The following is a 20,532-nucleotide window of genomic DNA, read 5'->3' as shown; positions in this document are numbered from 1 at the left end:
TTTTTAGAACTATTAATCAAGCCTTATGGCTTCACTCTTGGTTATTTAGCCGCTATGTTGTACCTACATGAGACAATGCATTCATAAATTCCTTGAAGCCTAATATGCCAAGCGGTACCAGAATATACAGTATCGCTGTCAGTACTAGCGGAGCCATCGACAGTGGACTGACATATGTCCGTTTCTTGCTTAAGGTGGCGTTTTGCGATATTTCACGAATCCGCATCACATGGTCTCTCTCCGTGACGAGATCGCTGAATGCTTCCGCAAGCGTTATTTGATGAACCGTTAAAATAAGCTTGTCCACCATTCGCTTGAATCCTGGCAGTACAGCCTTCGCTTTCATCCGATTAAGCGCCAAGTCTGGGTCAGATGCATATTCATGATAGGCATCCAATATCGCATTTTTGTGAACACGACTTTGCTTCTCCAGCCAATACAACGTTTCCAGCGTGTCGGCTGATGTGTTCATTAATATTGAAATAATTGTTTGAAGTTGAAGCACATCTTCTTCACTTTCCGTCTTAAGCATCCATGCCCTTGCCCTTAACATCAGCTCAGGTATCATGAAACTTCCTGCGGCAGCGGCGAAGGCAATCAACACCATCCACCATTTGAAGTACGTGTTGTAGTAGCTTTTGTACTTTTCTTGAAGCCTCTTCACTTGCGCATCCTGGTCGAATGCTTCCAGATCAGGAAGTTTGGCTATTACATAATCTTTGGTATGACTTTCTCTAGGAAGCTCCGGCATAGATAGATATATATCATCCATTTGTTGTCGAATCTTTATATCTTCTTCTTTAAGCTTCTCTCCACCGACAAGGGAAACCTCGCGTACATTTTCGCGGATGAACTGTTTGCCTAGGTTTACCGCAAAAAACATACAGCCAATCGTCAACGCAAATGCCATAACTGAAAACAAAATTTTGCTGGCATATAGATGTCTCAAATCCGTCATGCTCAGCGCGCCTTTTACGAGACGCATTTTCCTTGCCTTCTTCATCAGCTTCTTCGGCATGACATCATTAACGATTTTTGAGTACCAGGATTGCCTGAGCAGATACATGACAAGCGGATTTCGATCGTCCTTCTTTACAGAGACAGCGCTGTTCACTTTAACAATGACGGTATAGCCAATAATTGAAGCAAGCAAGATCAGAGCGCGGGAGATATAGCCGATAGGCCCATGATAAATAACGGACGTTCCCGGTATAATGCTAGTAAAGAAAGTTTCGATAACTCCAATCGCGAACAAAGGAGCTACTGGCAAATATTCTAGCGATCCGAATCTAGCTTTTTGCAACGATATACGTCTTATTTCCAGATTCACCTCGTCAGCCATCATTCCCATAGCTTGCAAGAAGTTGGAGGAACCATCCTTAAGTTTCGTATCTCCTGAGTTGTTCAAAATATAACAAACGCCTGCTAATGTGCTTAATAGCCGAAATGGCGTCGTTGCATAAAATTCATTAAGTCGGGATTTGCCACCAGGGTCTGTCAAAATGTTGTAAATCTCTTCGAAAGCGCGATGCAGCTCTGAACCCGTTTCCGCCTCTGCAATCGCCTGCGGGATAGAATTCAACCGAAGATAATTTTGCCTCAAGGATGACAAAGCAGCAGACAACTGCTTTAACAACTTGAAATGAATTCGGTCAATTTGTTTGCTTACCAGCACCGTATTCATGACCACTGCATAAAGAACAACTAACAGTGTCGAAAATAAGTCTTGGAAAATGATTGCTCCTACAATAACTAAAGCCAAGGAAGAAATTGTAGCTGTCGCATAAACCTGAACTGAAAACACTTTTATTTCCTGATTGGAATAAACGGATAGCATGGCAACACGTGCTTTTACTTTCCGATATCCTCCGCGTGTTAAGAAAAACTCTTCAAGAAACTGACTCATTCTAAAATAAGTTGATAACGAAATTAAACTTTGTTTTTTACGATGATTTCCTTTTCGATGTCTAGCGCGTTTCTTGTCGGAGACGATGATCATCGTTACGGCTGTAATGGCCGTAAGGACAAGCCCTATAATTATAAATACCACCTATTACAGCCTCCAATTATCCAGAATGAATTTTTTGAAATCCTGCATCTTGTCCAGCGGCATCACATCCAGCATTTTCTGGGTGATCTCCGTCGTGAACCAGTCGTAGGTTTCATATGTATTCGTCTCCAGGTTGTACTTCAATATGTCTCTTGTCGTAAACGATTTGCGATCTGTGCTACGGTTGTAATATTCTTTCGTAATTTCATTCATCGAGTGCAATGGATTATTTTTGTCATAATCCGGATAGGGTACGCTGATATCCAGTCTGACGATTTCCGATATTCGTTCGATATACCTTCGTCCATCGGTCGTATAGTTGAGATGGATGTCTACACGGATAACATCTATAACTTGCTGCTCAGCCGTTAACATATTGCCCGTGAAGCCTCCGGCATTAACCAGTGAGTTCCGAATCGCATAGACGAGTTGTTCCGCCATATTCGCATGGTGAGAAAATATGGTAAATATCGAAGCTACTTGACCCATTTGAATCATTCGGGCAGCAATACTGTCAGTTGCAACCTCACCTACAATAGATACAGCGGCATCGGATTTTTTCAGAGCATCTTGCAACTCCGCCGCAGATACATATTCCGTTTCTTGAACCGAAAGGATATTCCGTTCAGGATATAGTTCCCGCAAATACATCTCAGGTGCCATTTCCAATACACGGAGCGTGTATCTTGGATCAATATACTTAACCGCGGCTGTCATCATAACCGTCTTACCTGCCCCTTGCCTTCCTGTAAAGCCGCAAGTAATTTGCCCCATCATGAGATACATGACAAGATTAATGGCAAGGAATGCTTGATTGACATAAGGCTTGTCTATTAGTGCAGGCAGAGATGAATCACTAAGCGTAAATTTACGTACAAACACTGCCCAATACTCGGCTGCTGGCGGTCTCATGGCGAGAACCCTCGACTTGTCATACATCGTATTGACCATATAACCCCGTTTTTCCGTCAATGGACCGGGATTATTATAGCGGACCAGCAGCTGTACCACCCTTCTAAGTTCCTCTTCTGTATTGAAGCTTAGGAAACGGAGATGAATGTACTTACCATTAAAGTAAAGCCAAACAGATCGAGGTGCTTTCATAATCTTAATATCTTTATTAAGAAGAGCACTTAGAATCGAACCCGATGTACCACAGTTGAATCCGTTGATATTCATTTCCCGAAGCGTATCCACGACGCCGAATCCTTTATACCTCTGATAAATCATAGTGACCATCATGTCCAGCATTACGTTATAATCAATATCGTAGTTTTTCTCGGCAAAAATCGTATCAATATCTTCATCGCTTATTAAATAGGAAGGCTGCGATTTGTCCTCAATCTCATATCTTTCTCTGGCCAGCTTGTATTCACTAATAAGTTCCGCCAATGCGTCTTTACCAAAGGACTTCTTATAAAAGTACATCAATATTTCAAACTTGATGCGCGGCTCTAAATAGGTTGCACGGAAATTATAGACTTGCAAAATTTCTTCTTCGGTTTTCATCAAGTCAGCAAGTATGCTTCGAATAAGATCCTGTACGATCAGCTTTGCCGAATCGATCCCGTACACACAATTTTGCATGGCGTCCTGTATTCGTGCTTTTCGTTTGTACATGGACTCAAATTCTTCGTCCGCTAACCCTGTAAAATTCTCGTCTTTGATAAGGTCCGCCAAGCTATACTTTACAATTTCCAGCAACTTATCCATCGTTAGCTTGTCAGATAGCTCCACTTCAGGACGCTCACGCTTCGATTTCCAATAAAGGACTCCCACAAGGATGAGGATGCCAAGAAGGGTTGCTAAGATAAGAAGTGTGTTCAATTTCAAACTTATTTCCCTCCAATCAAGCTAAGCTGTGCGCTCTTCATAGCACTAAGCTTAGTTCTTCTTTACGAAGTCCACACCATTCGTTTCCCCAGATTGGCAAGCACTACGGTCAAGCATTCTTTCAAATCATTATTCAACTCCATTACACGAGGATCTTTTTCCAAAATGTAAGGCAAAATCGTTTGAAGCTTACCTATATTGCTAGTTCGCTTTATAAACGGGTTATAAGAAATTTTGGCGCAACGAGCATGCTTCAGCTTCATATTTTTACTTGTGTCCCTAAACGCTTCAACGTAAGGATCATATTGATTTACAATGAAGACAAGCCCCTTCTTGTTCAGCTTGGCCATAATTTTGGCCGCTTCCCAATGTCTGAGCTTTTCTTTTATTTCTCTGGATTGTGTAATAACCATTACAATTAAGTCGGAATTTTCGATAATGATATCTGTAATTTCCTCATAAATTTCGGTCGTAACATCCGTAATAACAATTTGATGGGACAAGTTGCTAATTGCGAATTTCAGAAGCTTCGCATTTTCTTCGTCTGAGATCGAGTCTGATGCCGTATCAATCATTTGCAGATTCGGAACTCCAGGCACCTGAATGCAATAATCTAATATCTCATCGCCAGAAATAGCGTTTGCCTCCAACAGCTTTATAACTTGTGTTATACTTCTCGTTTTGTCCTCAGATGGCTTAATCCCAAGCGCTCCCGAGATGGAAGAATTATTATTTCCAGTGTAAGTTAAGCAAGTCGTATAATTTTGTGTTTGTGCCAATGCTATAGCGAGCATTATGCTGATCGTTGTTCCGCCTTGTCTCCTATCGGGAGATATAACCGATATTTTCATCTCGACCACTTCCTGTTGAGCAACGTGAATGCCGATTTCATTGTGATTTGTAGAGAAGGGGCCAGCATGGTTGCAAGCCCTTTATTCAATTCTTTGGACGGGATGGGATTCAATATCTTGTAAAATTCGATTTGTTCAATCGACTTCCACATACTCGTGGAAGGGATGACGTTGATCGCATTTTTTTCACTTTTCCCGTCGTAGTTCAGTTTAATTACCCGGTAATCACCAATAAGTTCTAGGAACGCCCGTTCATCCTCGTTCGGATTATACGTTTTTACATAGATGGCATGGGTCAAGTTGTCGGGTATCGTATCTTGAATATCGAAAATGACATGTTCGAAATCATCTGGTGTATAGCCCACTTCTTTGAAAATTTCATCAGGGGTCGCGTCAGATATGGCAATCATAATATTCGCCATATGTCCTTGAGACTCGCCCTCCTCCAACAAACGTTTATAATGCCGATTATTGCTGAACAATGCGACATCGCCAGTAGTTTGAAGCAACTTCATTAGCGCATAGATGACAGGGCGCTTATCGGTATATCCGTATACACCTATTTGCATTACTCCACGACACCTTTCTCAATTTCAAGGATCGGGTTTGCCGGTAAGGATGGATCGGAAGGCGTCACTCCTGCGTCAGGTTCGGCACTTGGAGCTGTTGGCTCAGATGGAGCTAACCCTTCACCTTCAGCAAGAGCAGCTTGTTCCGCTGCTTCCCTCAATTCCTCTTCTAAGTTATTAAACTCTGTTTCGCCCGCATCAATTTTACCTGAAACTTCACCGCGTCCTTGTGCAATATCTCCCCCAACTTCCTGAGTTACATTTGCATTGCCCGCATCTATAATCTTTCTTGTTTGATCATTTATGCTTCCATTCAACGTTTCCAAAATATTCGGATTGGCTGTCATTATCGCTAAAATATTTTTTGGAACGGCATAATAAGGGGTTGCAGCTTTCTGAATGCCCGGCTCCAAATACTTCGTCAAATAAAGCGTTGCACCATTTTTCGATTGTAAGAAGAAATCAATTAATGCCGCTTGATAGTAATGGATTTCCGTCTCACTCATCTTCAGCTTGATCGTCTTGTCATGAATCGCCTCTACTCGCTTATGCGGAAGGACAATATAATCTTCTCCTAGAGGATAGATGATACGGTAATCAATATAATCGCCAACCTTTAATCCGATCGGCATTACACTGGCAACAACATCGTACTCTCTAATCGTATCGTCCAGCGGATCTTCCATAACCATGTCTGTCGACAACAACGTACCTGGAAGCATGCCGATGCGATAATATTTTCCTAAGATGGTTTCCGGGTTCAAAACTAAGCTCTGGGTGACAAAAGATTCCGGCAGCTCCCTCATCATCAAGTCGTCCTGTGTAATCTGCCTGCCAGCAAACATATCTTCGGCCTCGTCCTTGATCGCCCACACGCTTACAATAGGTCCGATTCTTTGAAGCTCTGCATCTAGAACCGCGATTCTTTCTTCATAAGAAACTTTCATATCGTTTATCTTCGGTTTCCAAATAACGTAGTATTGACCTACGTTCGTTCCGATAAACAAAACAACAGCAGCAGCCATTATCGCAATCGTCTTGAAGTTCCATTCGATATTCACTTTTTCGTCCCCCAATAAAAGACCTTTAAACTGCCCTCTAAAACAATAGCTCTTGCTTTCGAATCCCTGTTTGACAAATAAAAATCCAAATAAAGCTCCCCCGCTTCTATTGAATCAATTGCCCATCCAGATAGTTGAAGAGACTCCAAATAAATTGCGCTTTGCTCCAAAGATGCATTATAGGTATAAGGAATAGACCGTTCTATGCCGATCTCTAAACTCACAGGATCCAATATTGATGTGTCAGTAATGAAATCTTGTGTCACTATTGCAAACTTCCTTGCCCCGATGAAACGATTCAACATTTGTTCTGCTTGTCGAACTGAATGACTGTCTCCTTCTCCTAACTTTGCGTCAGAATAGGAAATAATAGCATTTGATAGTGTCAGCCTCAGCCACCACTCTCCATCCTGAATCTGAAATCCAAAATCTTTAATATTGCGATCGAAGTTCAAGTCCCCCTTGGACTCGCCCTCCGAACTAAACGGTTTTCCTGACGAAATAAATATACGGAGTATTTTTTTTTCCGAATTTAATGCAATTAAATTCAAGATGTCTGAATCTAGTGATAATTGCAGCCAGGAATGAATGTTGCTTTTAATGCTATTAAAAGAGCTAGGCTCTAAATAATCTATATTAGTTGAGATGTTATCATATATTTTGTCAGCAAAATCAGAAGTAATAGTATCCATTTGTTTTGCTGTTAGTGATACTACTTGGCTCTCAGTTAGAGGGCTTTTGCCCCATAGCCAATCATCTATTTGATTTCTAAAAACGAATATGGACAAAAGTAAAGCACTAATCACTAGCATTAGAAGTATTACTAATTTCCTATTAAAACGAAATAAATCTGAATCATTAGACATGTTGGCATCACTCACAAGTCATTTAATTAGTCTAATAGACCCCATATATTATTAAACACTTCTTATAGGTATGTTCTGCATACTGAGGGAAGTGATTCTTATAATCCTTGTTAAATCTAATATTGTAAATATTAGTTACCGACAGAATAGCACATATTTCCTACACATTCCAACGCCTTTAGACACTATTCGGGACTATTCGATTATATAATTATCTAATATATGACAAATGATTAGTCTTTTTTCCCTATAAATACAGATATATCAATGCTTCAGCAGGATTCGACATAGGTCTAATTTACCTAAATTATTACTCTAATCTTTGAATTATTTTCAAGAAATTTTGATATGAGATCAATATAACGACAGCAAGTAATGAATCTAAACATAAAAAATACACCGCCCAAGGCAGAAGCCTCACATGACGATGTATTCACGTTCACATATATTCAATACAATTATATTCCTAGTTTCCCAATCGAGTTCTAGTGCTCTCTAGTAGTCCCGATAATGAGATAACACACAGCACATGCATTCTACATTAATTAATCCCTTACTTTTGTTCTACAGCTATTTCTATTTCAACCGGCATTCCAGCTTCAACCAAACGTTTGTTACGAATAAATATAATGGAGAATATAACCATCAACAAACCTGTACCAATAAGCAACCATTCAATATCGATCACATCCGATAGCGGTCCGAATATTAGCATGCCAATTGGCATCATGGAAGTCGAGATCATACCGAATACACCAAATATTCGTCCCATGTAATCCGGGTCTACCTTTTCTTGCAGTAAGACGGTCGTCGGTGTACTGAAGACTGGCATCGCAACACCGAATATAGCCATCACCGCTAAATATATCCAAAATATTGGTACAACACCCAAAACCATCGTGCAAACGCCCATAACCAGGCTCGCAAATGTCATCGTATAGACTTTGTTGCGGAAGCCTCCCCATGATGCAATAATAGCTCCTCCAGCCATCATTCCAACAGAAAAAGCAATTTCAATGGCAGTCAATCGCCAATAATCATCTCCGAAACTGCGTGTTACTTGTAGTGGCGTCAAAAAGGCAGCTGGTGCCATCAACACAAAGAAAATGGCGAAAAAAATAAAGAAGGTTTTAAGAAATGGATGGGTTTTAATATAGCTTAATCCCATTTTAAAATCTTCCAAATAACTAGTTGTTTGTTGATCGGCTGCCTTTTGATGCAACGGTATTTTCAAAAAGAATAATAAAATTACGACCGCTAGCAATGCCGTAACAACATCAATAAAGAATATCACTTCAATTGTTGCCATTGAAAGCAACATCGCACTGACTATAGGCGCAACAAACATCATAAGCGCTTGAAGAGTTCCATTTATTCCATTTACTTTTGTCAGCTTATCGGCCGGTACAATTTGAGGTAATATAGCCCCCACCGCCGGCGTTTGGATACCAGCTCCCAGCGCACGAACAGCAGCGATGGCAAACAATAACCAATTCTCTTTATAACCGAGTAAAAAAGTAATGGCAAGCATCAACGTTGAAATTGCTATCATGGCATCAGCTATTAAAATGAGATATTTACGATTGAAGCGATCCGCCCACACGCCTGCAAATGGCGATAACAAAAAAGTAGGAATGAACCCGCAAATAATAAATAATGTCATCATCATGCCCGATTTTGTAGTGAGCGTAATATGCCACATAATCGCATATTGCACTAATGCGGAGCCAAATAATGATAAGGTTTGACTACTCATAAAGAGAATAATATTTCTTTTCCAATGGTTTTTACTCTGGTCTTCGGTATGTAACATAACTACCCCCTTCTTATCTCTGTTTTCTATTTCTTATTATTAAGTCATTTCCATATTCGATATTTTGAAAACAACCCCTTAAAAAAATATCTTAGTAACAGGACTAGTCTCATTGAGGAATTACCCCTATCCTCCATTGTATCAGAACATACGTTCCGTTTCAATAAAAAGATTGTCAAAGTGACATGGCCTTGTATAACTTCCATGCATTACCTCCTGACCCATCTTGAAATCATGAAATTCAACTTTCTATATCACTTAGGAAAAACTAAAAGAAATGAGCCCGGTGCATCACCGAACTCATTCCTAGAATATTATCTAATAAGAACATGTTATTTACGTTTAATCTTTCACACTCAATCACTTAACTTGGTCGAATCACCGTGAATTGTTGGCCTAACTTCGCATAATCGTTGCCTGCTAAGCGACTGACTGGCTGTAGACCATTAGCATCAATGCGACCATTGTTGTAGAGGGCATCGTCAATGTGGAATTGCACCACTCGGCCGATGAGTAGATCACATGAGGGTGACCCATCCGTTCCTCCAAGCGGTAACGCTTGTTCCAGCACACATTCCATGCGAATTCTCGCTTCCGCAATTCCTGGCACTTCTATATTGGTGCTTGCAACAGCCGTTAGTCCCGCTAACTGTACTTCACTAACGTCAGGCGGCAAGCTCGCCGCCGTTTCGTTAATGGCTTCAATGTAATGTTCATCTGCAATATGAGCAACAAACTGTCCACGACTAATTGCATTGCGTGCTGTGTCCTTCTGTTCTCCATTTCGCCGCTGGACCGATACCGCAATCATCGGAGGATCAGCCGTCACGATGTTGAAGAAGCTAAATGGAGCTGCGTTCAACACACCATCTTCGGAGAGTGTTGATACAAAAGCTATTGGACGCGGAATAACACTTCCGATAAGCAACTTGTAATTTTCCTTAACATCCTGGTTTTTCGGATCAATAGCGATCAACACATTCTCCCCTTTTCGTACAGCTGGATTATTTATTTCCGAATGTTTGACCGAACCATGCAGCAGCAGCCGCTGCTTCTGTGCTAGTCAATTGGTGTCCGAAGTGCTCCCAATGAACCGTAACTGCTGCACCTGCTCCATTTAATAAGCGCTCTAATTCTTTTGTTTCAGGAGGAGTGCACATGGAATCATTTTCTCCTGCTCCGATAAAGCAAGGAAGACCCGTCATATCCGGGAGGACTACATCTCTAATTGGAACCATTGGGTGATGCAGAATTGCTCCCTTTAAGGCATCTTTATTGTGGAATAACAAGCTTGCTGCAATATTCGCACCGTTTGAGTAGCCGACAGCTACAATATTGCTACGGTCAAAGCCGTATTCTGCCGCAGCTTGATCAAGGAAATCATGTAGCTCCCCCGTCCGGAAAATAAGATCCTCGATATCGAATACACCTTCGGCTAGTCTCCGAAAAAATCTCGGCATCCCATTCTCAAGTACATTACCTCGGACACTTAACACGGAGGAGGAAGGCGAGATTAACTCCGCCAGTGGAAGTAAATCCCGCTCCGTTCCGCCTGTTCCATGCAACAATAACAATACAGGTGAATTCGGGTCCGTACCTTGTTTAAATATATGTTTCATTCTTATATTCCCTCCAATTCTCTTACTGTGAACGGCAACAACATCTTTTCGATTTCAGTACGATGCTTCTCATACCATTCTGGTAACATAAGTTTCTCACCCAAATGTGCTGCCTCCTCATCTTTAGCAAAACCAGGAGGATCTGTAGCGATCTCGAACAATATGCCGCCTTCTTCACGGAAGTAGATCGCATTGAAATATTGTCTATCTACGATTGGTGTTGGCTGGTAGCCGCTGTTAGCTACATGATTTCTCCATACTTCATGTTCAGCGTCGTCTTTTGCTCTCCAAGCTATGTGATGAACAGTACCGCTTCCGCCTGAACCCGGAGCCATTGCCTCCACATTAACATCAATAATGTTACCTATCTCACCAAACGATTTGAAGCGTGCATAACCAGCATCTTCGCCAACTTTCTCAAGCCCCATCACTTCCTGCAAAAGCTTCCCCGTTAAAGCAGGTTCAGTACTGAACAACACAGCTCCACCAAAACCTTTAATCGCATTTTCCGCTTCGATACCTCCGAATGACCACTTGCTAAGTGCACCTTCTTCTCTTGCTACAATTTCTCCCCTTAGCCCATCAGGATCAGTAAACTGCAAATACTGTTCCCCAAAGCGTTCCGTTTCCTGCACCTCTACGCCAAGTCGCACTAAGCGCTCTCTCCAGAATGAATAGGCATCTACTGGCACGACATAACTTGTAATGCCGACTTGCCCTCCTCCAACACGTCCTTTACGGGATTCTGCCCAAGGGAAGAAAGTAATAATCGTTCCTGGGCTTCCAGCATCGTCACCGAAGTAAAGGTGATAGACTTCAGGTGCATCGAAGTTGATCGTCTTTTTGACTAAGCGAAGTCCTAATACGCCAGCGTAAAAATCTGTTGTTTGTTGTGGATTGCGAACAAATGCTGTTATGTGATGAATCCCCGCTGTTTTTGTTGTTGATGTTGTATTCGTTGACATAACCAACCACTCCTCATTGTTATAATCTTAATATTAAGATATGTGACCCGTATATGCAGTCATATCTAGAAAAGCTCTAACCAAGAGCTAAATGAATGACTGCAGTGCAATTTTCTTGTTTATTAGACTGCTATTTAAACGACTCCTGAGCGAATCTGCCCAGCTTCTTTAGCAATTTGCTTGCGACTTGCTTCTCTTCAGCGGTAAGTCCTCCCGCAGATTGCTCAATTACACTAGTATGACCAGGAAAGATCTCTTCTATAAACCGGCTTCCCTCTTCCGTAATTTCAGCGTAGATCAATCTACGATCTTCTAAGGAAGCACGTCTTCTACAGAGTCCCTTTTTCTCCAACTTATCAATTACATAAGTAATATTGCCGCTGCTCATAAGTACTTTACCGCCAATCTGTTGAAGCGGCTGCGAGCCCTTATGATAAAGCAACTCTAGTACACCAAATTCCGTTCTATTCAGACCATGTTTCCGTATATCTCGATCAGCATGTGCATTCACCCATTGACTTGCTCTGGATAATGCGATGAACAAATCTAATGATTCATTTGTTGTTTGCTCAGCCATACAAGCACCTCTAATCTCTACAATTGAAATATCTTAAATTAAAGATATCAAACAACAAACGTTCTGTCAACCCCATAAAATAACATCCCTTGCATTCATTTTATGAAGTCTTTTGGCCCGATCTTTTTTTCCAAAACTTGCGTATACCGTATGCCATTAGTAATAATATCGGGAGCACTAATCCATATGTAGCGACATATGGCAGCCACGTTTCCTTATTGTATGCGTTAGAATGCAATATGCTAGGATGAACAATTAAAGAAAAAACAACGATCATTAGACCAAGTGGATACACGAGAATTCGATAGTCTTTAATATTGAAAATTTGTGCAAGACCTTTATTAGCCGCATAGAAGTAACAAGACATTTTGAAATAAATCGAAATAAACCACATACCCGCCATTACAATTTCAATACGTTGGAGGAAGTTTCCAACATTTATTTTTTTGGCTAACATATAGCTTGGATAGGTTTGTCTTGCTGTCGTGTTTTCTCCCAGTACCAAAATACATAACAATATAATAATAATCAGAGCTATACCCCCGATCAAAACGCCCTTGTAGAAAGCGCCGCGACCTTCCTTCAATCGATTAACGGAAACAGGGAAGATCATTAGAAGGACAATGGGGGTGAACGCAAACGTACTGGCAAAGTAAAGACTTGCCGCGAATATGGACGTTACATCTGCCTCCATAATAGGCTTTATATTCTGCATATTGATTTGTGGCGATATAAAAATAACTAAAACTAAAAACAATATAACAAACAGAGGAAATAATAACTCTGCTGCACGAACGAGTGTTTCAATACCAAGTTTGGCGCCCATTACTACTATGCAGGCCAAAATAATGTTAATTACTTCAATTGGCGTTTCCGGCATAATCATTGTAGTCAAAAAATTACCAGTGAAATAAATTAGCTCTGAAGCTGTCATTAAAGTGAAAAATACAAAAGTTAATCCTATTGCCTTGCCAACCCATGATCCAAGTAATATAGACATCACTTCAACTAAACTTTTGGATGGGTACAAACTGCCCAGCGCATTAAATAAGATAACGAGCAGCATCCCGAGCCCAACTCCAACGATAGAAGCAATCCATGCATCTTGATGAACCTCTTCAGCAAGTCCAGCTGGAATAATTAATATGGTTGTCCCTATCGAGAATAAGATTACCAAAATACCAAATTGTCTGGCACTTACTTTCTCTTGCCCCCTCATACGTCACCTCCCTCTCGTAATTTCAGGATCATATCAGTACACCGTTCAACAGCTCACTAATTGGCATATACAGCTTCATAATCCAATCAAGAGGACTGGGCATCTTCACATGCGAACTTTCAGCGATACTTAAAGCCGTCCCTAATAAGAGCAGAATTGAGAATATCCACAACTCCTTGATTTGATGCTTTCTCTTAAGGGCAGGCACTTCGATAAAAGCGATCCACGTAGAGACAATTAATATGCCGATAACAGTAAGCATTACTACTCTACTCCTTTACTTGATTAATGAAAGAATCTCCGACGGTACCTGTTCGCCTAATTCTTACATCCACCTTTATCTTCACAGGCAACTCGGGAAACAACTCATACCAATTATCTTTTACCTTTGCCCAATAACGCGGATCAGCTTGATGAATGACTGAACCAAATCCGAATATATCGCTTCCCATTTTTTTACCCTTTCGAATTGTCTGCATCATGTTTGTAATAATAACTTTTTCTACTTCCTTCTCAAGTGCACTAATTTCTTCAATTTGCGAAAAATTGATTTTGCATCCTACTTCCCCTACATTCGCTTCCGTACGCATACTTATATTAATTTCCGGCTTTCCGGCTTTTACTTCGCCTTTAAGATTCGTCTTCGAGCGAATAACCTCTACGCCCAACACACCCCCACTCGGACAAGGGACTTCTATAATCGTACTATACAGCTCATTCGTTATATTGCTATATCCTTTACTTTCATTTTCGTTCAGCCAACCGATAAGCTTATCGCTATTGAACACAGCAATTCCTGTATATTTTAAATTAGTTGGGGTGTCAGGCTCCTCCAAATTTTTTCTCTTCTTTCCTGTTTCAACGTCACCATCAACTAAAATCCCAGTCAAAGCCGCCTCCTTGCCAACGCTCACAATATCAGTAATAAACTCATCCACATGAATGGAAGCCGTTGGTGCCCAAGCCTTCTCCGATACTTCCAGTGATGAGAACATTTTACTGGCTGGAATTTTTTCCATCGGGGTTAATATACCCAAAACATCTGAAGCCGTAGCTCCTCTAGCCACAACAACATAAAAGTCTGTACGAATTTCCGGATCACGGGAGAAGAAATCCAAAGCATCTGCTATTCCTTGCTTGGCATATTCATCACCAATAATTAGCATGCGAAGATGGGCAAAATAGAGCTTTCTCGACGTAATCGTCGTCATTTTTCTGATCGCTTCAAATAAGGTATCTCCCGTTCCATGGTAGATGGTTACTGGTGAGCTTCCACTCCTCCCCTTATTCGCAGCTACTTCTGAAGGGTCGACAACCTGCACAGAAACGAGAAACTTATCATCCTGTTTATCAATCCCTAGAGCTGCTACAATGGCAAGATCATTGAGTTCACGGCGGTTCCAACAGCCTGTGGTGGACGTGAGCAATATTACAATTAGGGTAAATAGGAGTATGTTGCGCTTCATGTTGTTGTCTCTCCTCCTATGGTTTTACTGTCGCTGCTATTTCTTTGCACCCGGTTTTTTTGAAGATGGATTGTTTGCTCGTTTTATATTTTTCTGGCTTATTAACCTGGGACGTGAAGTCATCGCCCATTGCGGAGCCCTAAATATAGCATCCTTCTGATCAGATAAAATGAGTGGCGCAAATGGACTCATATATGGAACACCAAAAGTACGCAAACTACATAAGTGCAATACAATAGCCATAACACCAACAGCAATTCCAAAAATTCCGAACGTCGCAGCAAGCGCCATTAATGGGAATCGCAGCATTCGAATAGTGTTAGCTAAGTCGTAGGACGGGAACACAAAACTTGCAATAGCGGTCGTCGATACGACAATAACCATCGCTGCAGATACGATTCCTGCTTCAACCGCAGCTTGCCCGATGACTAGTGTACCTACAATGGACACCGCAGGTCCGATTGTTCGCGGCATACGAAGCCCAGCCTCCCGCAAAATTTCGAAAGCTACCTCCATCATGATTGCTTCAATAAAAGCAGGAAATGGAATACCTTCTCGCTGGGCTACAAGACTAATAAGAAGCTGCGTCGGCAACATTTCTTGATGATAGGTCGTAATAGCCACATACAATGACGGCCCGAACAAGGATATAAACACACCCAAATAGCGTAAAAGTCGAATAAGACTGCTCACATCTGCGCGATGATAATAATCTTCAGCCGAATGTAAGAAGGAAACGAATAACGCAGGAACAACGAGTACAAATGGTGTGCCATCTACAAGAATAGCTACCTTTCCCTCCAACAGCTCTGCTGCGATTACATCTGGTCGTTCTGTGTTATAGATTGTTGGAAATGGTGTGTACGTCTCATCTTGGATCAGTGCCTCGATATAACCGCTCTCCAGAATGCCATCAATATCGATTCGATCCAGCCTAATTTTAACTTCTTCTATTACTTTATCGTTTGCAATCCCATTTATATACATAATGACAACATCAGTCTGGGTAACGTGACCGATTTGTTTCGTCTCTATCCAAAGATTGGGATCCTTAATCTTTCTGCGTACGAGCGCAGTATTTGTACGAATTGTCTCCGAGAAGGCTTCCCTAGGACCCCGAATAACAGACTCTGTTGAAGGTTCCATTACACCGCGATCCTTCCAGCCTTGAGTGCTGGCTGATATCCCTTTATCACAGCCATCGATTAAGATAATCGTTTCACCAGACAATAAGGAGTGAAATAGCTTTTTGTAATCGGCAATTTCTAATATTTCCACAGTAGTTAGAGCGTGTTTTTTCAATATAGTAAAAAGATCTTCCGTTGGAATTTCACTGTCTCCGAAATCAGCTATTTGTGAATGCTTCAAAATAGAGTTCATTATGAAATCATCTACGACAATCTTATCTGCTAAACCGTCCGTATAAATAACTGCTATCGCCTGGCTGCCGTCCTTACCTACAAACACTTCACGAACGACGATGTCAGTACTGTTTCCTAATGTTTGTTTTATCTTCTGTACGTTATCATTCAAGCTTGTTAGGATCGGTTCTATCTCATCTTTTCCCTTAGTAGCGCTCTTATCAGCGGTGTTAGAACGGTTTCCAGCATTTTTAATTGTCATTCATGAAGTCTCCCTTGCATGTCATCGCTAATAAGCCATTATTACCCTCCCTCTCACAACTTAGACATTGGATTCGATATCAAACTGAGTTAAAATGGGGTCGCACTTTCCATATTTTTATCCACGCCCCCTACTTGACTCGCTATTCAAACATGAGTAATATATTTAACAACAAATGGTATAAGCAAAAAGCCATGATGGGAAAGAGTAACTTATGCGCGAATGCATAAAGCGAGCCGGCGATTGGTGAGAGGTCCGGCGCTTCGCACGTTGTGAATGGGTCCCATCGCTTCAAACCGAACTTCTGTCAAGGCAGAACAGTAGGCTTTGACGGACTCTCCTCCGTTATCCATGGGAGACATGATCGAAAGTATGCAAGCAGCAGCGCTGTTTTGCTCCGTTCATGGCAAAGAGCGGCCTATCGGCCGAATTCGGGTGGTATCGCGGAGCTAACGCTTCGTCCCTTACAAGGGGACGTGGCGTTTTTTTTGTTGCCTGAAAGTAATGTTCGCTCCTATCTAGTCCAATACAACTAAAAGTGAGGTTATGAAAATGAAACGACTGTTATCCGGCATTAAACCGAGCGGTGATCTCAATATCGGCGGCTACGTAGGCGCACTTCGCCAGTTCGTGAAGCTGCAAGAAGAATACGAGGGCTACTTTTTTGTACCCGATCTACATGCCATCACTGTTCCGCAAGACCCTAAGGAGCTGAGAGAACGCTCGCGCCAAATCGCTGCCTTATATATCGCAGCAGGCGTAGATCCAGTAAAGAATACAATCTTCATGCAGTCCCAGGTTTCTGCCCATGCTGAGTTAGGCTGGATTATGGAAACGCAAGCTCATTTCGGTGAGATGAGCCGTATGACACAATTTAAAGAGAAGTCCGACGGCAAAGATGCTGTAAGTTCTGCCTTATTCACATATCCTGCGCTTATGGCGGCCGACATTCTGCTCTATCAATCCACACATGTGCCTGTGGGAGAAGATCAGAAGCAACATTTGGAGCTGACACGTGATCTTGCGAGCCGCTTCAACAACCGTTTCGGCAAGACTTTCACCATTCCAGAACCGGTCATTCAAGAAATTGGTGCGAGAGTTATGGGCCTAGACGATCCATCTAGTAAGATGAGCAAAAGCAATCCAAACAAGAGCAGCTATGTGCTACTACTTGATAAGCCTGCTGACATTCGCAAAAAATTCGCACGAGCTGTCACCGACTCCGATATGAGTGTGCGTTACGATTGGGAGACGAAACCTGCCGTCAGCAACTTAATCGAGCTGTATGCCGTATTTTCGGATGAGACTATTCCAGTTATCGAAAGACGTTATGAAGGGCAAGGGTATGGAGCGTTCAAAAAGGATTTAGCCGAGGTTGTTATTGCAAAGCTGACTCCATTGCAGGAGAAATATGAGCAATTAATCAAGTCCGAGGAGCTTGATCATATTCTACAGGACGGTGCGCGCAAAGCGTCGCATGAAGCGCAAAAGACGCTGGATGCTGCCAAAAGAGCGATGGGTCTATTAACATACTGATATACTCAAAACGAAAATAGGCGCTCCCTCATCAGTAAACTAATCTACTAAATCCGGGGAGCGCCGCAATATTTACAACTTAACTTAGAAGTAGAGATGGTATAGTAAACCAGGTTATAAGCTAGTAACAGGTATTAGTTCCTTTGCAGCTGCACCAATTTCGAATTGTTTAGGCGGCTCCATCTCTAACAAGTGTCGTACAAAGTAATCCCATTTGCGTCTGATAAAATACGGGTTGTTGTTAATCTCATGTCCCACATTAGGCAGCAGAAGCAGATCGAAATCTTTATTCGATTGAATAAGTGCATTAACTAGCCCCATCGTATGATTCAAATGCACGTTAGTATCCAAATCCCCGTGTGCAAGCAATAGCTTACCCTTTAAATTAGGTGCTAGCTTCGCATTAGCCTGATTCGCATAACGTTCTGGATAATTAGGGTCAACTGCTCCTTGGAATCGTTCGCCCCAATTTACAAGGTAACTACGCTGATCATGATTGCCTGCGGCAGATACAGCTACTTTATAAACGTCAGGGTATTGAAGTATCGCCCTCGCTGATCCATATCCTCCGCCAGATACACCCCATATCCCGACACGTTCAAGATCAATAAATGGATGACACTCCGCTAATTGCCGAAGGGCCAGCGTATGGTCATTCAAACCAGCGGCTCCTTCTATATTTTCAAATGCATCGTCGTGAAACGCCTTGGAACGGAATGGCGTCCCCATCCCATCCATAATAATGACTACAAAACCAAGCTGTGCTAAGCTCTGCGCGCCAAATGTTATATCGGTACCAAATACTGCTGTATCCCACTGAAATGATTTAGGTGTGACTTGTAGTTGCGGACCACCATAGAAGCAGTCAATAATCGGATAGGTTTGACCTGGGACAAAATCTTTGGGCTTAAACATAATGCCATATAAATCTGTATGACCATCACGTGCTTTGACGCTAAAGCGTTCAGGAAATTGATAACCTTGCTCCAGCAAACGCTCAATATTGGCTGCTTCTAATACATCTATCAATACACCATTACCTGAATACACAACCGAAATAGGGCCTTGATCAACTCTTGAATACGTATCTACAAAATAACGAAGATCAGGGGAAGCTGTAATTAAATGATGAGAATCCTCTGGTGTTAGTAACGTCAGGTCGGAACCAGTAAGGGAAACACGGTAAAGTTGCTGATAATACGGGTCAACGGTATTCCCACCACCACTAGCTGTAAAATAAATAACCCCCTGCTCCTCATCTATCCCAACGAGACGTCTCACATTCCACTGTCCTGATGTTAACTGAACAACTAATTGTCCCGTATTGCCATCGAACAGATAAAGATGCCCATAGCCGTCACGCTCGGATAACCATACAACATTGCCATCTAGTAGCAATTGGAAGTTAGGTCTGCCACTTGCGAAGTGATAAGGATCTAGGTTTCCGTATCCATAGGAGTCTATAAACAAAAACGTATCACTTTGCTCCTCTACTGCCGTTCTTGCCGTTCCATCATCTATTTGAGCAATGATTAGCTTGGCAGATTTGCAATCACGAGCCAAATTGAGGTAATAAACTTCCTTACTGTCCGCACTCCAAGCCGACAAGGGAATAACGAGGCTAATGATCGAATTTACATCAGCTGTAACGCGAGGGCTTTTGATGATAATGCTGCTTTTTTTCTCAATATCACAAACAACGACATCTGCCTCTGCTACATGCTCATCTCCTGGATAAGCATACTTTGAAGTATGCAATATTGGTCTTTGCGTATTTGGATCTAAGGGCACATTCTGAACGACATGTAATTCTTTCAAATAGCGTTGGTCATTCTTTACCGTTAACAATTTCTTTGAATCGGGCGACCACATAATTTGCCGTGGAGTAGAACCACCTACGTCAGTTGCTGCCTCTGGTCTTGATGCGTAGTCGTAATACAGCTCACCATCATATGTAAGCTGCTTGATCTCGCCCGTCATTATATGACGAACATATATGTTGTACTGCTCGGCATAGGCAACCCATTGTCTATCTGGCGATAGAACCTCATGCCCAGCTACTTTCAGTTCAGGTTCCTGAACAAGTGTACATAGGTAGCTGCTCAGATTACACTCCCAGTACCTGTCATCCATCTTGAAACGAACACTATTGCTATCTCTATCAAATTCAATCTTATCTAGTTTAAGATGCTGTGGGGACAATGTTTTGCTAAGCAGTACGCTTAACGATGCCGCCAATCGCTCATGATCGAAAGCAGGTGTGGACGAATGCTCCGCTGGATTTACAACGATGTACTCTGTTCCTTTTCCTGATTCCAGACGCAAGTCGCGACGATACCAAAATCTGCTCGAATCATCCATCCAATTAGGTACTACACGGCCATTATACACATGATCCATCCAATGCTGAAACAACACTTTCTCCGCGCGTTCATACTGTTCTCTAGGCATCTCGTTACTCATTTTCATCCAACTCCTTTTTGT

At 41.9% G+C, this 20,532-nt stretch carries 17 protein-coding genes and 1 other annotated feature; of the genes, 1 reads left to right on the top strand and 16 read right to left on the bottom strand.

Annotated elements, in window-relative coordinates; all coding sequences use genetic code 11:
- Positions 1 to 52: 52 nt before the first annotated feature.
- The 15 genes from MFF31_RS10005 to MFF31_RS09935 form a co-directional block, all read right to left on the bottom strand.
- Complete coding sequence (locus MFF31_RS10005; RefSeq protein ID WP_238187864.1) at positions 53 to 2,050, bottom strand: hypothetical protein; 1,998 nt, start codon at positions 2,048 to 2,050, stop codon at positions 53 to 55.
- Between the two features lie 3 nt (positions 2,051 to 2,053).
- Entirely contained in the window at positions 2,054 to 3,883 is a 1,830-nt protein-coding gene (locus MFF31_RS10000; RefSeq protein ID WP_238187863.1) for a CpaF/VirB11 family protein, read from the bottom strand.
- Positions 3,884 to 3,945: 62 nt separating this feature from the next.
- On the bottom strand, positions 3,946 to 4,734 hold the full coding sequence (locus MFF31_RS09995) for a CpaE/TadZ family protein (protein ID WP_238187862.1): 789 nt from the start codon (positions 4,732 to 4,734) through the stop codon (positions 3,946 to 3,948).
- The gene (locus MFF31_RS09990) at positions 4,731 to 5,303 is read right to left on the bottom strand and encodes a hypothetical protein (RefSeq protein WP_238187861.1); all 573 of its coding nucleotides are present in this window, start codon (positions 5,301 to 5,303) and stop codon (positions 4,731 to 4,733) included. The genes MFF31_RS09995 and MFF31_RS09990 overlap by 4 nt, the downstream gene beginning before the upstream one ends.
- Positions 5,303 to 6,364, bottom strand: a complete 1,062-nt coding sequence (locus tag MFF31_RS09985; protein ID WP_238187860.1) for an SAF domain-containing protein — start codon at positions 6,362 to 6,364, stop codon at positions 5,303 to 5,305. The genes MFF31_RS09990 and MFF31_RS09985 overlap by 1 nt, the downstream gene beginning before the upstream one ends.
- Positions 6,361 to 7,176, bottom strand: coding sequence for a hypothetical protein (locus MFF31_RS09980; protein ID WP_248565446.1), 816 nt, complete (start codon positions 7,174 to 7,176; stop codon positions 6,361 to 6,363). Before MFF31_RS09980 ends, MFF31_RS09985 begins: the two co-directional genes overlap by 4 nt.
- Before the next feature lie 607 nt (positions 7,177 to 7,783).
- Entirely contained in the window at positions 7,784 to 9,043 is a 1,260-nt protein-coding gene (locus MFF31_RS09975) for an MFS transporter (RefSeq protein ID WP_238187858.1), read from the bottom strand.
- Between the two features lie 364 nt (positions 9,044 to 9,407).
- Positions 9,408 to 10,019, bottom strand: a complete 612-nt coding sequence (locus tag MFF31_RS09970; RefSeq protein ID WP_238187857.1) for a flavin reductase family protein — start codon at positions 10,017 to 10,019, stop codon at positions 9,408 to 9,410.
- Positions 10,020 to 10,047: 28 nt separating this feature from the next.
- On the bottom strand, positions 10,048 to 10,662 hold the full coding sequence (locus MFF31_RS09965; RefSeq protein WP_238187856.1) for an alpha/beta hydrolase: 615 nt from the start codon (positions 10,660 to 10,662) through the stop codon (positions 10,048 to 10,050).
- Positions 10,663 to 10,664: 2 nt separating this feature from the next.
- Positions 10,665 to 11,627 carry a ring-cleaving dioxygenase gene (locus MFF31_RS09960; protein WP_238187855.1) on the bottom strand — a complete coding sequence of 321 codons (963 nt, stop codon included), beginning with the start codon at positions 11,625 to 11,627 and terminating at the stop codon, positions 10,665 to 10,667.
- A gap of 130 nt (positions 11,628 to 11,757) precedes the next feature.
- Positions 11,758 to 12,204 carry a MarR family winged helix-turn-helix transcriptional regulator gene (locus MFF31_RS09955; RefSeq protein ID WP_238187854.1) on the bottom strand — a complete coding sequence of 149 codons (447 nt, stop codon included), beginning with the start codon at positions 12,202 to 12,204 and terminating at the stop codon, positions 11,758 to 11,760.
- A 100-nt stretch (positions 12,205 to 12,304) separates the two neighbouring features.
- On the bottom strand, positions 12,305 to 13,423 hold the full coding sequence (locus MFF31_RS09950; RefSeq protein WP_238187853.1) for a GerAB/ArcD/ProY family transporter: 1,119 nt from the start codon (positions 13,421 to 13,423) through the stop codon (positions 12,305 to 12,307).
- A 28-nt stretch (positions 13,424 to 13,451) separates the two neighbouring features.
- Entirely contained in the window at positions 13,452 to 13,685 is a 234-nt protein-coding gene (locus tag MFF31_RS09945; protein WP_238187852.1) for a hypothetical protein, read from the bottom strand.
- Between the two features lie 7 nt (positions 13,686 to 13,692).
- On the bottom strand, positions 13,693 to 14,889 hold the full coding sequence (locus MFF31_RS09940; protein ID WP_238187851.1) for a Ger(x)C family spore germination protein: 1,197 nt from the start codon (positions 14,887 to 14,889) through the stop codon (positions 13,693 to 13,695).
- 36 nt (positions 14,890 to 14,925) lie between these two features.
- Positions 14,926 to 16,512 carry a spore germination protein gene (locus tag MFF31_RS09935; protein WP_238187850.1) on the bottom strand — a complete coding sequence of 529 codons (1,587 nt, stop codon included), beginning with the start codon at positions 16,510 to 16,512 and terminating at the stop codon, positions 14,926 to 14,928.
- A gap of 185 nt (positions 16,513 to 16,697) precedes the next feature.
- Positions 16,698 to 16,980: a binding site (T-box leader), on the top strand.
- Between the two features lie 84 nt (positions 16,981 to 17,064).
- On the opposite strand from MFF31_RS09935, the gene trpS reads away from it, so the two are divergent.
- Positions 17,065 to 18,048: a tryptophan--tRNA ligase gene (gene trpS, locus MFF31_RS09925; protein WP_238187849.1), complete on the top strand. Its 984-nt coding sequence runs from the start codon at positions 17,065 to 17,067 to the stop codon at positions 18,046 to 18,048.
- Between the two features lie 114 nt (positions 18,049 to 18,162).
- On the opposite strand, the gene MFF31_RS09920 is transcribed toward trpS, so the two are convergent.
- Positions 18,163 to 20,511, bottom strand: a complete 2,349-nt coding sequence (locus tag MFF31_RS09920; protein ID WP_238187848.1) for a S9 family peptidase — start codon at positions 20,509 to 20,511, stop codon at positions 18,163 to 18,165.
- Between the last annotated feature and the right edge of the window lie 21 nt (positions 20,512 to 20,532).

The sequence above is a fragment of the Paenibacillus sp. L3-i20 genome, from assembly GCF_022180385.2.
Classification (GTDB): domain Bacteria; phylum Bacillota; class Bacilli; order Paenibacillales; family Paenibacillaceae; genus Pristimantibacillus.
Note: the sequence above shows the minus strand (reverse complement) of the source record. Positions and strands in the feature narration are given on the sequence as shown.